11 protein-coding genes and 1 other annotated feature are annotated in these 15,596 nt (G+C 66.5%); of the genes, 9 read left to right on the top strand and 2 right to left on the bottom strand.

All coding sequences use genetic code 11. The annotated features are described in order from the left end of the window. Positions 1 to 30: 30 nt before the first annotated feature. A complete protein-coding gene (locus SARO_RS01915; protein ID WP_011444045.1) occupies positions 31 to 1,173 on the bottom strand; it encodes a hypothetical protein in 1,143 nt (380 codons plus the stop codon). 144 nt (positions 1,174 to 1,317) lie between these two features. On the opposite strand from SARO_RS01915, the gene SARO_RS01910 reads away from it, so the two are divergent. From SARO_RS01910 to SARO_RS01875, 9 genes are all read left to right on the top strand, one after another. Then, entirely contained in the window at positions 1,318 to 1,632 is a 315-nt protein-coding gene (locus SARO_RS01910; protein ID WP_011444044.1) for a TraR/DksA family transcriptional regulator, read from the top strand. A gap of 358 nt (positions 1,633 to 1,990) precedes the next feature. Beyond that, positions 1,991 to 2,128 (top strand): hypothetical protein, encoded by a 138-nt coding sequence (locus tag SARO_RS20895; protein WP_157042412.1) that lies wholly within the window; start codon positions 1,991 to 1,993, stop codon positions 2,126 to 2,128. A 78-nt stretch (positions 2,129 to 2,206) separates the two neighbouring features. Then, on the top strand, positions 2,207 to 3,145 hold the full coding sequence (locus SARO_RS01905) for an ArdC family protein (RefSeq protein ID WP_011444043.1): 939 nt from the start codon (positions 2,207 to 2,209) through the stop codon (positions 3,143 to 3,145). Positions 3,146 to 3,301: 156 nt separating this feature from the next. Continuing rightward, complete coding sequence (locus SARO_RS01900; protein ID WP_011444042.1) at positions 3,302 to 5,443, top strand: ParB/RepB/Spo0J family partition protein; 2,142 nt, start codon at positions 3,302 to 3,304, stop codon at positions 5,441 to 5,443. 105 nt (positions 5,444 to 5,548) lie between these two features. After that, positions 5,549 to 6,022 carry a hypothetical protein gene (locus SARO_RS01895; protein WP_011444041.1) on the top strand — a complete coding sequence of 158 codons (474 nt, stop codon included), beginning with the start codon at positions 5,549 to 5,551 and terminating at the stop codon, positions 6,020 to 6,022. Beyond that, positions 6,019 to 6,849 (top strand): DUF7007 domain-containing protein, encoded by an 831-nt coding sequence (locus tag SARO_RS01890; protein WP_011444040.1) that lies wholly within the window; start codon positions 6,019 to 6,021, stop codon positions 6,847 to 6,849. The genes SARO_RS01895 and SARO_RS01890 overlap by 4 nt, the downstream gene beginning before the upstream one ends. 193 nt (positions 6,850 to 7,042) lie before the next feature. Continuing rightward, positions 7,043 to 11,422: a strawberry notch family protein gene (locus tag SARO_RS01885; RefSeq protein ID WP_011444039.1), complete on the top strand. Its 4,380-nt coding sequence runs from the start codon at positions 7,043 to 7,045 to the stop codon at positions 11,420 to 11,422. A 75-nt stretch (positions 11,423 to 11,497) separates the two neighbouring features. Further along, the gene (locus tag SARO_RS01880) at positions 11,498 to 12,535 is read left to right on the top strand and encodes a DUF7146 domain-containing protein (protein ID WP_011444038.1); all 1,038 of its coding nucleotides are present in this window, start codon (positions 11,498 to 11,500) and stop codon (positions 12,533 to 12,535) included. Between the two features lie 333 nt (positions 12,536 to 12,868). Further along, on the top strand, positions 12,869 to 13,798 hold the full coding sequence (locus SARO_RS01875; RefSeq protein ID WP_011444037.1) for a DUF2493 domain-containing protein: 930 nt from the start codon (positions 12,869 to 12,871) through the stop codon (positions 13,796 to 13,798). A gap of 106 nt (positions 13,799 to 13,904) precedes the next feature. Here SARO_RS01875 and SARO_RS01870 read toward each other — a convergent pair whose 3' ends face one another. Continuing rightward, positions 13,905 to 15,401: a SulP family inorganic anion transporter gene (locus tag SARO_RS01870; RefSeq protein ID WP_011444036.1), complete on the bottom strand. Its 1,497-nt coding sequence runs from the start codon at positions 15,399 to 15,401 to the stop codon at positions 13,905 to 13,907. A gap of 60 nt (positions 15,402 to 15,461) precedes the next feature. Beyond that, positions 15,462 to 15,517 (bottom strand) — a sequence feature (sul1 is cis-regulatory element that is thought to sense ions involved in sulfur or methionine metabolism; They are found in Alphaproteobacteria). Positions 15,518 to 15,596 lie beyond the last annotated feature (79 nt).

The raw sequence follows: 15,596 nt of genomic DNA, 5'->3' as shown, positions 1-15,596 counted from the left end.
CAGGCCGGGTTTCGCGGAACAGGGCAAGGATCAGAAATCGCAGCCGGTCGTTGATCCGCGCGGCGGATGCCGTGCCTCCAGGCTGATGGTAGCAGTGTAATAGCTTTGCATGTGCCCAAGGGGCGCGGTCTGTTGATCGATGGTTAGCGTGAACGGCACACGTTCTGCCGATGTCCCGGCATAAGTGCGCGTTCCTGCCCCTACGCCAACCTTCTCGCAGGCCATTTCCGTAATGGCGAGGCCGCGCACGCGCAGCGCCCCGACAATGTCGTAAGGGATTTCCGCGCCTACCTTCGCCCAGTTCACCGAGACTGTTGCCGGCGATCCGCGTCCCTCGATCGCTGCGCTTAGCTGTCCCAGCGTTCCTGTCGCCAAGGCGGGCGGGTTGGCCCGGGTTGCCCAGCGGACTGCAGCGGCCCGTTGTTTTGTCTCTGCCAGGGTGGGCTTGCCGCTTGCCGTGGCTGGCAGAACCGCGAGCAGCATATTGGCAGCCGGGCCACTCGCCAAGATCTTCTGCCAGTTGGTCCGGCATTCATCATCGGCCCAGCGGGCAGCACTGGCATCGCGGCGGATCAGGTCCGCCCGGCAACTGACAAGGAAGCCCGCTTCGGACGTTGGTCCCGGCGCGGCCTCAGGCATTGCAACAGGACCGGACGAGGCGCCGCTGCCCCCGCGCGATACCGATGCCGCCTCGCCAAAGGAGGTGCCATTCCAGGCGAGTTGAGCTGCGCACTGGCTCTGCGGCGGCGTCCCGGCGCCGCAGAGCGCACCCTTGCGTGCGATCTGCACTCTGGCAGGACGTCCGGCCAGTACCCGGTAGGCGATCAGCCTGTCGGAATAGATCCGCCGAGCAGCGCCCGCCCGGTCAGTGACAAAAATATCGACCCGGGCTTGCCCCTCCGCTCGGAACAGCCCAGGCCGTCCAGTGCAATCGTAATCGCCTTCGGACAGGAGGTAATCGAGCAAGCCGTCGCCGGTGAAATCCTGAGCGATCACGTAGTGCCCGCTGCCAGGCTTGCCGCCAGCCGCAGTGCAGCGCGCGTCGAGTCCATTCATGTGCGTGAGCACCGCGGCGGGAAGCGGCGGCCGGGCCTGTGCCCGTGCGGAAGCAGGCAGAAGGGCGGGAGCAGTCGTGACAACCGCAAGTGCGAGGGCAAGTGCAGACCGCATCATCTGCGGAGGATGCGACAGTGCTGGGGATTGCACAAGCTGCTACTAGCTCGACCTTGCGCTACGCAACCGGGAGCGGACGGGTATTGACTGTCTCTCCGCCCATTTCCAGACTTGCCGGCAGCAGAGAGGAACAGGAGCAGGACCATGGCCCACAAGGCGCGTCTCGAAGCACAGATGGCCGAATTGCAGGCGCGTCTTGAACGGATCGAGCAGGATCTTGCCGAACCGCTGAACGCCGATTCCTCCGAGCAAGCGGTTGAAGTGGAAGATGACGCCTCGTTGGAAAGTCAGGCTCTGCTGCTTCGCCGCCAGATCGCTTCGGTCGATCGCGCGCTGGAGCGAATCGCTGCCGGCACCTATGGTGAGTGCATCCGCTGTGGCGGCGAGATCGCTCCGGCGCGCCTGGAAGCACGGCCCGAGGCCGCCCTGTGTATCGATTGCGCCCGCCAGGAGCAGTGACGGCCGGTTCGGTCCCAGTCAGGCCCAAAGAAAGCGGCATCCGGGGTAAGAGTCCGGCCTTTCCTGCCTCAGGCTCCCGGGTCAGAGGCTCCATGCTATTTCGCCTCCGGCACGACTGAAAGCCACAAGATTGCCCCCGTGAAGAGGGGAAAGTCTTCCCCTGAGCCCGAGCCGCTGCGCTGTCTCCGCCTACCCCTTCGAGCGGGGACACCCCGCAACGCCCCTTTGATTCGGAGCGGTGCTGGTGACGCGCTCTATCCCGCACATCCTGCCGGACCTGCTCCTGCGGGCGCGGCGACTTCAACCATCGGGCCCCGCGCGCACTCTGAGCCGGCGGTCATGATTACAAGGGCAGCCCGTGAAAGCCGACAGGCCCCGCCTTTCGGCCTGCCATGCGACTGGCAAGCCATTGCCCGCCTACGTCAGGGTGCGCGTTTCTGTCCGGGTCATCGCGCTGACCGCTCGCGCGACCGGCGGCAACGGTGTTGGAGAGTGAGAGCCTGGCGGCTTCGGCCGTGACGGTGCCGAAGCCAGAGGGAGTGGCCCCTGGCCGGTCCGTCCCAGGAGACAGGCCATGGCATCTTTCCGCGCACGCCGCGCTTCCGCACCTGAGCGGACCGACCTCTACCAGGACATAACTGACCGGATCATCGCCCAGCTCGAGCAGGGCCGCTTACCCTGGGTGCAGCCGTGGGATTCGGCAGCCGCCGCCCTCGACCTGCCGGTCAACGCCAGTACCCGGGCGCGCTACAGCGGGATCAACATCCTGATCCTGTGGAGCGCGATGATCGAACGTGGCTTCACCACCAACCGCTTCCTCACCTTTCGCCAGGCGCTGGAGCTTGGCGGCAATGTCCGCAAGGGCGAGCGGGGCATGACCGTGGTCTATGCCCATCGCTACACTCCGCAGCGGGAGCGCGAACGGGCCCGCGAGGAAGACCGGACGCCCGGCACGATCCCGTTCCTGAAGCGCTACACGGTCTTTTCGACCGACCAGTGCGAAGGCCTGCCCGAGGACTTGAGCGCGCCGGTCGCTCCGGTCGACCGCTCGCTGATGCTGCCCGAGGCCGAGGCCCTGATCCGCGCCACCAGCGCCGATATCCGCATTGTCGGCGGCGAAGCCTTCTACGTGCCTTCGCGCGACTACATCCAGATCCCGCGCCCCGAGGCCTTTCCCGATCCCATCAACTGGCACCGCACGGCCTTCCATGAGCTGGGCCACTGGACCGGGCATCCGAGCCGCCTCTCCCGCGATCAGGCGGGCCGGTTCGGCTCGCCCGAATATGGGCGGGAGGAACTGTGCGCCGAGATGACCAGCGCATTCGTCTGCGCCGCGCTGGGGATCGAGCCCAGCGTGCGCCATGCCGACTACCTTGGCTCGTGGCTGGCGATCCTGCGCGAGGATAACCGCGCCATCGTGCGGGCCGCAAGTGCCGCCTCGAAGGCTGCGGACTTCCTGCTCGCCTTCGCACGGGCGGAAGAGGATGCGGTCGACCTCGCCCGGGCGGCCTGAGGTCGCCGCGGGAGGCCATGGGCGGGATCGGGGCAAGGGCGTCGCTGCCCCGGGCAGGCGGTGCCCGCCCCATAGAGGGAAAGGGAAGCCGGGGGCTTCGTGACGGGCCAGGGGCTGGGAGAGAGGCTCCCGGCGGTCCGCCACCGGAGACCTGACATGGCAATCGCCGCTTCCAAGATCATCCTGTCGCAGTCGCGCGACATTCCGTTCAACCAACTGGTCCTGAGCCAGGCCAATGTCCGGCGGATCAAGACCGGCGTCTCGATCGAGGCGTTGGCCGAGGACATTGCCCGGCGCACCCTGCTCCAGAGCCTCAATGTTCGCCCGCAGCTCGACGATGACGGCAAGGAAACCGGCCGGTTCGAGGTGCCCGCCGGCGGCCGCCGCTTCCGCGCCCTCGAACTGCTGGTGAAGCAGAAGCGGATGGCGAAGACCCAGCCCGTCCCTTGTGTGGTGCGCGAGGGCAGCGACATTTCTGCAGAAGAGGACTCGCTGGCAGAAAACACCCACCGCGAACAGCTGCATCCCCTCGACCAGTTCCGTGCCATGCAGGTGCTGAGCGATCAGGGCCTGGGGCTCGAGGACATCGCCGCGCACTTCATGGTGACGCCGGCTGTCGTGCGCCAGCGGCTCAAGCTCGCCTCGGTCTCGCCCCAGCTGCACGCAGTCTATGCCGATGACGGCATGACCCTCGATCAACTGATGGCCTTCTCGGTCTGCGAGGATCATGAGCGGCAGGAGCAGGTCTGGGAGATGCTGGTGCACAGCTTCAACCGTTCGCCCGCCTATATCCGCTCGCGCCTGACCGAAGATTCCGTGCGCGCCTCCGACAAGCGAGTCCGCTTCGTCACGCTCGTTGCCTATGTGGCTGCGGGCGGCAACGTCATGCGCGACCTGTTCGAGGATGACCACGGGGGCTGGCTGCAGGACGTGCACCTGCTCGACAAGCTGGTCGCCGACCGCTTGCAGTCCGAAGCAGCACGGCTCGAGGCCGAAGGTTGGAAATGGGCAGCAGCAGCAGTCGATTTTCCCTGGGGTTACCGCGACGGCATGCGCGTGATGACCGGCACGGCCGCTGAGCTCACCGACGAAGAACAGGCCCGGGTCGAAGCCTTGCAAGCCGAAGCTGCGGCCATCGAGAACGACTACGAGCGTGCCTCCGAGATCCCGGACGAGATCGAACAGCGCCTGACCGCTATCGATGAGGAACTGGCTCTGCTGCTGGAACGCCCGCCGGTATTCGCGCCTGAGGACATGGCGATGGCCGGGGTATTCATCAGCGTCGATGTCGACGGATCGCTCCATGTCGAACGCGGCTTTGTGCGCGCCGAGGATGAGCCGAAGCCCGACTCGGACATGCCGGATGATGGCGGGTATGCTGGCGGCGAAGATGGGCACCATGCCGGAAGCGTCGATACCGATCGGCCCTATGGTAGCGAACCGTCCCAGGGCAGCGAACCTTCCGGCGAGCCCGGAGAAGACGAGAGCAGCATCAAACCGCTGCCCGATAAGCTCGTTTGCGAACTGACCGCAGAGCGCACGCTGGCGTTGCAGGATGCGGTTGCGAACCGCCCTGACGTGGCCTTTGCCGTCGTCCTCCATGCCATGGTCCTCCAGACTTTTTACCATGGAGCGCGGGAAAGCTGTCTCGGCGTCGCCGTGCATCGCACCGGGTTCCCGCACCAGGCGCCGGGCATGGCCGATTCGGTCAGCGCCCGCGCGATCATCTCGCGGCACGACCAGTGGAAGGCCAGGTTGCCCGAGCACGACATCGATCTTTGGGCAGCTCTTCTGTCCATGACCGGCGCCGACCAGGCCTCCCTCTTTGCCCATTGCGCCGCTTTCGGCATCAATGCGCAGTGGGAACCCGCCAGCCGCTATGATGGCAGGGTTTCCGCCCACACGGTGGCACGGCGTATCGAGCATGCCCATGTCCTCGCCCGCGCGGTCGATCTCGACATGGTCGCCGCTGGCTGGAAACCGGGCGTCGAGAACTACCTCGGCCGGGTGACCAAGCCGCACATCCTTGCTGCGGTGGCCGAAGCCCGGGGCGAGGAGACCGCAGCGCTGATCGATCACCTTAAGAAAGGCGATATGGCCCGCGAGGCCGCTCGCCTGCTCGAGGACAGCGCATGGCTGCCCGAACCGCTGCGCACGCCGGGGATCGCCGATCTTGTCGATCTGGGCGCAGTCAGCACCGCAGCGAGTGACGACCTGCCAGCCTTCCTCACCGGCGACGGGGAGCCCGAGCACGGTGAGGACGGCAGCTTCGACGCGTGGGCCATCGCGGCCGAGTGACCCCCGAGGGCCGGGATGCGCCCTTTCGCGTCCCGGCCACTTTCCATCCCTTTCCGGCGCACGCGCGCGATCACGCCGCAGCGCCCCGATCACAGGATCAGACCGATGAATGCCCATGACCTTTTCGACACCGCGCCGCTTGGCAGCCTGGTCAGCTTTGCCAATGACCAGCCCCGGCCGCCCGAGCGCTTCCGGCGCAAACTGGCTGCCTGGCGCACCTGGAACGGCACTGGTCGGCTTGTCGCCATCTACCCGCGCCGCCTGCTTGGCAGCAGCTTCCAGTCCGCCGGATTCGTGCTGAAGATCGGCGAATACGGCTCCGAAGGCGTGACGATCCTCACCGTCAGCCGCCATTTCGAGCTCACCTGTCCACTCGACTTTGGCATTCTCGAGCGACCGCGCCCGGGCATGGTTCGGGTGCTCACCGAATGGAATGGCAAGGTCGAGCTTCAGCATCTGGCCGACGATTTGCCCACGGCCCACGAATGGCTGGCGCGCCATCGCTATTCCAACCCCTTCCTCAGCATCGTCGAACCGGATGAGACGGGCGGACTTGGCGCGATGCGGAGGGCCGCATGATGACGATCGTGACCAATCCCGCACCGGTGTTCGGCAGGACTGCCGGAGGCCTGCTCGCTGCAAGACTGGAGGACCATTCCTGGATCGCGGTTCCTGCCCGGACCGGCCTGCGCATCGCCGATGCCTGGCGGCTCAAGAAGGCGATGGCCGACTGGACCGAGGAGGACTTCTGGGGCTCGTGTGGCATCGTTGCCGACGAGGCGGCATTCAGGGCCCATGTTGCCGAGATTGCGGAGCACCACCGCGAATTGCTGGGGCTTTCCCGTCCGACCACGACCCCGCGGCGGTCGACGCCGTGGGGTCCGGCCCAGCAATCCTGCCGCTATGGTGAGGGGATCAGCTGTCACTCCACCGCCGGGCATGGCGGCTTCCATCTCGACGATCTGCGCAATGCTGCCGTCCATCCGCTACTACGGCATGCCGATGGCTGGTACGAGGAGGACTGCGACTGGGCCAAGGTGGCCTTCACGTTCCCGGGCCTGTTCACCACGCGGGAGCGACGGATCGCGGCAGAAAGCCTGATCGCCTATTATCCGGACGCCTGGGAGGCGATCCACGGCATCGAGCTTGCCCCCGGCCAGTCTAGGGTCAAGGACGAGCGCCGCTTCCGCGAGGTCCATGCGGCCGACTGGATTGTCATCTCGGCAGTGCGGTCGGACAGTCATCCGGGAATGGCCGACTGTGTCGCGACGATGGGCGGTGCGCGCGGAGCGGTGCCTGCCCGGCACTACCGGGTCCCGGTCGGCGAATACTCGCCCGGCGCGTTCGGCTTCGTCATCGATCCCGGCCGCCACGAACAAGTGGAGCCTTCAGCCCTCAGCGCCTGACCGCCAGCATACGGGAACAACAGCGCTGCCGGACCGGCCCGCTTCCGCGCATTCCCGCGCGGAGGCGGGCCTTTTCGCATGTCCGCCGGCACGGCGGACCAGAGAGGACGAGGCTGGCCGGGACGCGAGCGAGCCCGGGCAGGATCGAGGGAGATCGTGCCGGGCCGCAACCTTCAGCCCGGAGTTCCCTGCCATGTCTCTTCCGCCCGTTTCCGCCTCGGTCTTACCGCGCGCCGCTCATGCCAAGCCGCCCGCCGCCGCAGACTGCGAGGCCAGTCGCCTGATCACGGCGGCCACCGCGCTCCTTCCCCTGCTCGCACGGGGCGAGCGCATCACTACCCAGCGGCTGCGCCGGGTCATGGAGGAAGCCTTGGGCGGCAGTGATGCCGAGGGGCGCTGGAGCTGGAAGCTTGCCTATGAAGCCTGCGAAGCGGCCCAGGTCCTGTTCCTGCGCCGCTATGGCGCGGCCCTGCTGAGGCGGCCGGGCGGAGCACAGGCATTGCTCGCCGCCATCCAACGCTTGGCCGACCTGCTTCCGACCCAGACGCGGCGATCGGAAGACGGACAGGCCTTTCAGCAGTTCTCCACGCCCCTGCCACTGGGGCTGGTTGCTGCCGTCGCAACCCGGATCACGCCCGGTGACATGTTGCTCGAACCATCGGCAGGAACCGGCATGCTGGCGATCCTCGCCGAGATCATGGGCGCCCGCTTGCACCTCAACGAGCTCGCCGATGGCCGGGCTGACCTGTTGTCCGGACTGTTTCCGACCCTGCCGGTCACGCGCCACGACGCGGCTCAGATCGACGATTATCTGGAGCCCGGCCTGTCACCGAGCCTCGTGCTGATGAACCCGCCGTTCTCGGCTGCGGTCCACGTCAAGGGCCAGGTCCGCGATGCAGCCTTGCGCCACATGCGCTCGGCGCTGGCCCGGCTTGCCCCCGGCGGGCGGCTTGTCGCCATCACCGGCGCGAACTGCTCGCCCCATGATCCTGCCTGGCAGGGCGCCTTTGCAGAACTCCAGCACGCAGGCACTCTCGTCTTTACCGCCGCGATTGCCGGCAAGGTGTTCGCGCCCCACGGCACCGCGATTACCACGCGCCTGACCGTGATCGACAAACAGCCGGCCGCCGATCCGCATGCTTTCCCTGAGCCGCGCGGGATGGCCCCGGACGTTGCCAGCCTGCTCGACTGGATCCTCGCCGACCTGCCGCCCCGGCCGGACTGCACGCCGTCTGTCCCCGTCCCGATCGTCGGGCGCCAGGATGGACGCGCTACCGGGATGCAGCCTGGCCGTCCTGCCGTGGTCGCGGATCCGCTGAAGGGCGGCGTCCCGTCGCTCGAAGGGATCGAGCTCGAGTATGAGACGCTCGACAGCACCCCGGCAGACGCCGTCCAGCTGGGCGAGGCAATCTACGAGCCCTACGCGCTCCAGTCGCTTCGCATCCCGGGCGCAGTTCCCCATCCGACCCCGCTGGTCCAGTCGGCGGCCATGGCCTCGGTCGCGCCGCCGCAGCCCAGCTATCGTCCGCATGTCCCGGCACGACTGGTCGCCGATGGCCTGCTGTCTGACGCCCAGCTCGAATCGGTGATCTACGCCGGGGAAGCCCATGCCGGGTTTCTGTCCGGAGCCTGGACGATGGATGCGACCTTCGACGTCCTCTCAGCTGCGAGCGAGGAGCAGGAGGGCGCCGTCCGATTCCGGCGGGGCTGGTTCCTGGGCGATGGCACCGGTGCGGGCAAAGGCCGCCAGGTCGCCGGGATCATCCTCGACAATTGGCTCAAGGGTCGCCGCCGCGCGTTATGGATTTCGGTGTCGGACCGATTGCTGGAAGACGCGCAGCGCGACTGGGCGGCCCTGGGCCAGGAGCGCCTGCAGGTCACGCCGCTGTCGCGTTTCCGGCAGGGTAGCCCGATCCGCCTTGCCGAAGGCATCCTGTTTACGACCTATGCGACCCTCCGTTCGCAGGAACGCGAAGGCAAGGCCTCCCGCCTGGCGCAGATTGTCGAATGGCTCGGCAGCGATTTTGACGGGGTCATCGTGTTCGACGAAGCCCATGCCATGGCCAATGCCGCCGGCGGCAAGGGCAGTCGGGGCGAACAGACGCCCTCCCAGCAGGGCCGGGCGGGCCTGCGCCTCCAGCATGCCTTGCCCTCGGCGCGGGTGGTCTATGTCTCGGCGACCGGGGCGACCACGGTCCAGAACCTGGCCTATGCCCAGCGGCTCGGACTGTGGAGCGGTGAAGACTTCCCGTTCGCGACGCGCGGCGAATTCGTGGCGGCGATCGAGAATGGCGGGGTCGCGGCGATGGAAGTGCTGGCCCGCGATCTCAAGGCGCTCGGGCTCTATGCCTCGCGCTCGCTGTCGTTCGACGGAGTCGAGTATGACATGCTCGAACACGCGCTGACGGGCGAGCAGGTGCGTATATACGATGCCTATGCCGCTGCCTTCCAGGTCATTCACAATCACCTCGATGCAGCCCTTGCCGCCGCCAACGTCACTGCGGCGACCGGCACGCTCAACGCCCAGGCCAGGTCCGTCGCCCGCTCGGCGTTCGAAAGCGCGAAGCAGCGCTTCTTCAACCACCTGATCACCGCAATGCAGTGCCCGAGCTTCATTGCTGCGATCGAGCAGGATCTGGACGCCGGACATGCCGCCGTAGTGCAGATCGTCTCGACCGGGGAAGCCCTGATGGAGCGGCGTCTGGCGGACATTCCAACCGAGGAGTGGAACGACGTCCGCGTCGACATCACGCCTCGCGAATATGTCCTGTCGTACCTCGAGCACAGCTTCCCGGTGCAGCTGTTCGAGCCCTACAGCGATGAGGAAGGCAACCTGTCATCGCGCCCGGTCTGGAAGGACGGGCAGCCGGTTCTCTGCCGCGAGGCGGTCGCACGCCGCCAGCAGATGATCGAGCATCTGGCCGCCTTGCCGCCGGTGCCTGCCGCGCTTGACCAGATCCTCCATCATTTTGGCACGGATGTGGTCGCCGAAGTGACCGGCCGCGCCCGGCGCATTGTCGCGCGCCGCGATGGCAGCGGGCAGGTGCGCTTTGCCGTCGAGACCCGTCCCGCGTCCGCCAACCTCGCCGAGACCCAAGCCTTCATGGACGATGCCAAGCGGATCCTCGTCTTTTCCGACGCCGGGGGCACGGGGCGATCCTATCATGCCGACCTCGGAGTCCGGAACCGCCGGCTGCGGGTCCACTACCTGCTCGAGGCAGGATGGAAGGCCGACAATGCGATTCAGGGCTTCGGGCGGACCAACCGCACCAACCAGGCGCAGCCACCGCGGTTCCGCCCGGTGACGACCGATGTGAAGGCGCAGAAGCGCTTCATCTCGACCATCGCCCGGCGGCTCGACAGCCTGGGCGCCATCACCCGCGGCCAGCGCCAGACGGGCGGGCAGAACATGTTCCGGCCCGAGGATAATCTCGAATCGCACTATGCCCGCGATGCCCTGCGCCAGCTCTATGCCCTCATTGCCGCCGGCAAGGTTGAAGGCTGCAGCCTCCAGCAGTTCGAGCAGGCAACTGGACTTTCCATCATCGATGCCGAAGGCGGCGGGCTGCGTGACGAGCTGCCGCCGATCACGACCTTCCTCAACCGCATGCTGGCCCTGACGATCGCGCTGCAGGACATCCTCTTCACCGCGTTTGAAGACCTGCTTACCCGCCGGATCGAAGGCGCGATGGCCAGCGGCACTTATGAAATCGGCCTCGAGACCCTCCGCGCCGAGAGCTTCGCGCTGACCTCGCGCCGGACAATCTACACCCATCCCGGCACCGGCGCCGTGACCGACCTGCTGACCATCGCCCGCAAGGATCGCACCCGGATAGTCACCTTGGATGAAGCACTTGAGCTTGCCGGACGCAGCCAGGGACGGCTGCTCTGCAACCAGCGCTCGGGCCGTGCGGCGGTCGAGATGCCCGCGCGCAGCATGATGCGCGACGATGGTTCGGTCGAAGCCCACATCCGCCTGGTGCGCCCGGGTGAGGCCAGCACGGTGCCGGTCGATGCCATGGCGGCAAGCCATTGGGAGCCTGCCGACGAAACCGCGTTCAGGGCAGCCTGGACGGCCGAACTGGCGACGATCCCGGAGTTTGAAACCAGCACCCTGCACATGGTCAGCGGCCTGTTGCTGCCGATCTGGAAGCAGCTGCCCGACGAGAGCACCCGGGTATACCGGTTCCAGACCGATGACGGGCAGCGCTTTGTCGGGCGCAAGGTCTCGCCGGCCTGGGTCGCCTCGATCATCGAGGAAGATGCACCGGCACTCGCGCCCGATGTGGCCTTTGCCATGCTGATGTCCGGACAAGCGACGTTGCAATTGCGCGAAGGGCAGACCCTCCAGCAGGTCCGCGCCATGGGCACGCCGCGCATCGAGCTTACCGGTTTCAGCGATCTGGCGCTCGACCGGCTGAAGGCGATCGGGCTCATCTCCGAAATCGTCTCGTGGAAACTGCGCCTGTTCGTGCCGACCGGCAGCGAAGGCCCCGCCATCCTCGCCCGGCTGCTCGAGCGCTATCCTCTCGAGCGCATCCTGCCCCGCCGCGAGAGCGCCAGGGTAGCCTAACCGCGCCGATTTGCCGGTCCCGGGCCGCGCATCGCATCCTTACCCCTCTTCTCTGTTCGGCAGGAGCTTTGCCTCATGAATGCCACCGAATTATCCCGCCGCCTAGGCCAGCAGGCCGAGGCGGTATGCCGCTGCTATCTTTCCAACGGGTGCAAGGAGGGGCGTTACTGGCTGGTCGGCAATGTCGACAACGCACCGGGGCGCAGTCTCTATGTTCGCCTAATCGATGGCGAGAAAGGCCCCGCCGGCAAATGGACTGACGCTGCCACCGGCGACCATGGCGACTTGCTCGACATTATCGCCCATTCGGTTCGAACCGCCGGCATGCGGGAGACCCTGAGCGAGGCCCGTCGCTTTCTCTCCCTGCCGGAAACCCCAGCCCCTGCGGCGCGACCTCGTCCTTCCGGGCTGAGTGGCACCAATTCAGGCCACCGAGACGCGGCCTTGCGGCTTTGGTCGGGCAGCCGTCCGATCGCTGGCACCCTCGCGCAAGCCTACCTCCAGTCCCGGGGCCTTGAAGCAGGCGCCGAACTCACGGCCCTGCGGTTCCACCCCGGCTGTCATTACCGACCGTCCCGTGACGACCCACCGGGCACGCCGACGCGCTGGCCCGCCCTGATTGCTGCGGTCACTGACAATGCGTGCGGCACCACCGGTGTGCATCGCACCTGGCTCGATCCTTCCGGCATGGACAAGGCGCCCGTCGCTCATCCCAGAAAGACCATGGGGGCCATTCTCGGCCATGCCGTCCGCTTCGGCGTGCCGACGGATTGCATGATCATCGGCGAAGGCATCGAGACCATACTTTCCTTGCGCGCATGTCTGCCGACCATGCCGCTCGCGGCCTGTACGTCATCCGCGCACCTGGCCGCCTTCCTGTTTCCGGCAGGCGTGAACCGCCTCTATGTCGCCCGCGATCGCGACAAGGCCGGTGAGGCAGCATTTGCCGCCATCGCCGAGCGCTGCGCCACTTCGGGCATCGAGGTGATCCCGCTCATGCCGATCCTGGGCGATTTCAACGACGACCTGCGGCAATGCTCCCGCGAAGCCATGGTGGCCAACCTTGCCCGGCAGCTCGGCAGCGGGGACGAGGCCTTGCTCCGCAAGGCGTGAGGCCGGGAAGAGAAGCAATCGGTCCGGGTGATCGGGCTGTCATGTTGGTGCTTCTGCCGGCCATCTGCCGCCGGATCGTTCGGCCTTCCTTCCTGTGATGCGCGTCTGTGCCGGCCTGTCCGGCGGAGCAACGGCGCCGCCCGGGCTATTTTCCGTCGGCGGGCTCATGGCCCGCCTTTACATCGCGAAGCAAAATAACCCGGCTTTGCCGTCCTGCGCTGATCGCTGCGGCCGTCCGCTTCGCTCCCGGTGCGCCGCCGGTCTGGCCGTCACCAGAGGACGCGCGAAGGAAGGCCGGGAGAACGCCCGGCTCCGCAATCAGGAGCGCAACCCATGCACGACTACGACGATCATGAACCCGAACACGCATCCTCCCCCACGGCGCACTTGCTCGAAGAACTCAGCCTCTATGGCTACCGCCCTTTCTCGGACGAGGCCGACCCGAGGCCGCTCCCCGAAGAGCGGATCGCCTCCGGTGCGATAGCCGACATGTTCGACGCCCTGATCGCCACGATGCTCGACACCCGCCTCGAGCCTGACCTTGAGGAACTGTGCTGGTCGACCGTCAACATCTTCCACCGCGCCACCGGCCGCGTGCAGCGCGAACTTGATGACAACGAGGATGCCCAGCGCCGCAGCCAGGGCGAACAGGATGGCTCGGAGGTCCGCTCGGTCGAACTCGAACGCCTCCTGCGCGAGGGCCTGTCGCTGATCGAACGCCGCAATGCCCTGGAATTCATGCGCGAAGCCGCCGGTGACCAGTACGAACGCCACTTCCGCAAGCCCTGGACGCCGCGGACCGGATCACTCGTCCACCACAAGACCCTGACGGCCGCGATGATCGACAGCCGCGACTTCCTTGCCGCCAAGCGCAAGGCCGAGATCGAACCGCTGCTGCCAACCGGAACCCGCGTCGCTTTCACCGCTGGCCCCGACTACACCGACCACAAGCGGATCTGGGACGTGCTCGACCGGGTTCACGCCAAGTATCCCGACATGGTCCTCTTCCACGGCGGCAACCCGACCGGCGGCGAACACATCGCGATGCTTTGGGCCCGCAACCGCAAGGTCCAGCATGTTGCCTTCCGGCCCGAGTGGGAACGCTACCGCAAAGCCGCCCCGTTCCGCCGCAACGATGCCATGCTCGAGGCCATGCCCAAGGCGGTGATCGCCTGCCCCGGCAACGGGATCAACGCCAACCTCGTCGACAAGGCGCGCAAGCTGGGGCTCAAGGTCTGGAAGGTTGGGACCAGCGGTAGCTGAGCCCAATGTCGACCGCCCGCTGGCGATTGCCGTTACCCCCCACCACTGCACATCAAGGGCATCGCCGCCAGCTGTTCAACTGGCGGCGCTGCCCCGATGTCATGGCTTAATGCGGCACCACGCCCAGTTCGACGCCGGTCTTGTCGTGCAAGGCAAAGCGGTCGATGATGTCGGCGCTGGCCTGGTTGTAGCCGATGACTTCAACCTGCCGTCCGTCGCGGCGCAGCCGGGCGACGACCTTGTCGAGCGCGCCGACGCCGGAAATGTCCCAGAAATGCGCCCTCGTCACATCGATGACCACGCGCTCTGCCTGGTCTTCCGCCTGGAAGACCCGGGTGAAGCGCTCGACCGAGGCGAAGAAGATTTCGCCCGTCACGCGGTAGGTCGCCAGCACGCCATCGGCCGAACCTTCGCGTTCGACCGTGAACATGCGCTGGACCTTGCCCGCAAAGAAGATGCCCGAGAGCAAGACGCCGGCCAGCACGCCCAGCGAAAGGTCGTGCGTGGCAACTACTACGATCACGGTTGTCAGCATGACGATCGACGAAGTCGGCGGATGGCGACGCAGATTGGGAATCGAGTTCCAGCTGAAGGTGCCGATCGAGACCATGATCATCACCGCAACCAGCGCCGGCATCGGCACACGGCCAACATAGGGCCCGAGCACGGCGAGCAGGAACAGCAGAAACGCGCCGGCGACGAAGGTCGAAAGCCGCGTGCGCCCGCCCGAAGTCACGTTGATCACCGATTGGCCGATCATCGCGCATCCGCCCATGCCGCCAAACAGGGCAGCAACGATATTGGCCCCGCCTTGCCCGGCACATTCCTGGCGCTTGTCGCTGTCCGTGTCGGTCATGTCATCGACGATCTGAGCGGTTAGCAGCGATTCCAGCAAGCCGACGGCCGCCATGGTGAGCGAATAGGGCAGGATGATGCGCAGCGTTTCCAGGGTCAGGGGAACCTGCGGCAGCGCAAGACTTGGCAGACCTTCGGGAAGCTTGCCCATGTCGCCCACCGTGTTCACATCGATGCCCATGCCAATGGCGACTGCCGTCAGCACCAGGATCGCGACGAGCGGCGAAGGCACCGCAGTGGTGATGCGGGGCAGCAGGTAGATGATCGCCAGGCCCGCGGCGACCATGGCATAGGTCTCCCACCCGACATTGGTGAGTTGGGGCAGCTGCGCCATGAAGATCAGGATGGCGAGCGCATTGACGAAGCCGGTGATGACCGACCGGGACACGAACTGCATCACCAGGTTGAGCCGCAGCAGCCCCGCGACGATCTGGATCACACCCATCAGGATCGTTGCGGCAAACAGGTATTCGACGCCGTGGTCCCGGACGAGGGGCACCACGAGAACCGCAACAGCCGCCGTGGCAGCCGAAATCATGCCGGGACGCCCGCCGATCAGGGCGATCGTGATGGCGATGGCAACTGAGGCGTAAAGCCCGACCCGGGGATCCACGCCGGCGATGATCGAAAACCCGATCGCTTCGGGAATAAGGGCAAGCGCGACGACGATGCCCGCCAGAATGTCCCGGCGGGCGGTGCTCCCGTCAGTGAACCACTGGCGGCGATAATTATTGAAATTGAGAGACATGGGGAATCCACAACAAGGCACATGGCGCCAAAGTGGGCGCTACCGGATTTGCATGTGTGATGTTGTCCGGCGGATCGGCGGCCGGAATAGCCACCCGGAATTTCACCGGGTCCTTGCGAATTGGCGTCCTTTAGCCGCGCCTCTTTCCATGGTGCAAGGGCATAGCACCCGAGCGGCCGCGAAACTCAGGCGAAA

It is taken from the genome of Novosphingobium aromaticivorans DSM 12444, from assembly GCF_000013325.1.
Taxonomy (GTDB): Bacteria; Pseudomonadota; Alphaproteobacteria; order Sphingomonadales; family Sphingomonadaceae; genus Novosphingobium; species Novosphingobium aromaticivorans.
Note: the sequence above shows the minus strand (reverse complement) of the source record. Positions and strands in the feature narration are given on the sequence as shown.

Coding starts and splice junctions, on each gene's coding strand:
- SARO_RS01915 (WP_011444045.1), bottom strand. CDS start 1,173: ATGATGCGGTCTGCACTTGCCCTCGCACTTGCGGTTGTCACGACTGCT.
- SARO_RS01910 (WP_011444044.1), top strand. CDS start 1,318: ATGGCCCACAAGGCGCGTCTCGAAGCACAGATGGCCGAATTGCAGGCG.
- SARO_RS01905 (WP_011444043.1), top strand. CDS start 2,207: ATGGCATCTTTCCGCGCACGCCGCGCTTCCGCACCTGAGCGGACCGAC.
- SARO_RS01900 (WP_011444042.1), top strand. CDS start 3,302: ATGGCAATCGCCGCTTCCAAGATCATCCTGTCGCAGTCGCGCGACATT.
- SARO_RS01895 (WP_011444041.1), top strand. CDS start 5,549: ATGAATGCCCATGACCTTTTCGACACCGCGCCGCTTGGCAGCCTGGTC.
- SARO_RS01890 (WP_011444040.1), top strand. CDS start 6,019: ATGATGACGATCGTGACCAATCCCGCACCGGTGTTCGGCAGGACTGCC.
- SARO_RS01885 (WP_011444039.1), top strand. CDS start 7,043: ATGTCTCTTCCGCCCGTTTCCGCCTCGGTCTTACCGCGCGCCGCTCAT.
- SARO_RS01880 (WP_011444038.1), top strand. CDS start 11,498: ATGAATGCCACCGAATTATCCCGCCGCCTAGGCCAGCAGGCCGAGGCG.
- SARO_RS01875 (WP_011444037.1), top strand. CDS start 12,869: ATGCACGACTACGACGATCATGAACCCGAACACGCATCCTCCCCCACG.
- SARO_RS01870 (WP_011444036.1), bottom strand. CDS start 15,401: ATGTCTCTCAATTTCAATAATTATCGCCGCCAGTGGTTCACTGACGGG.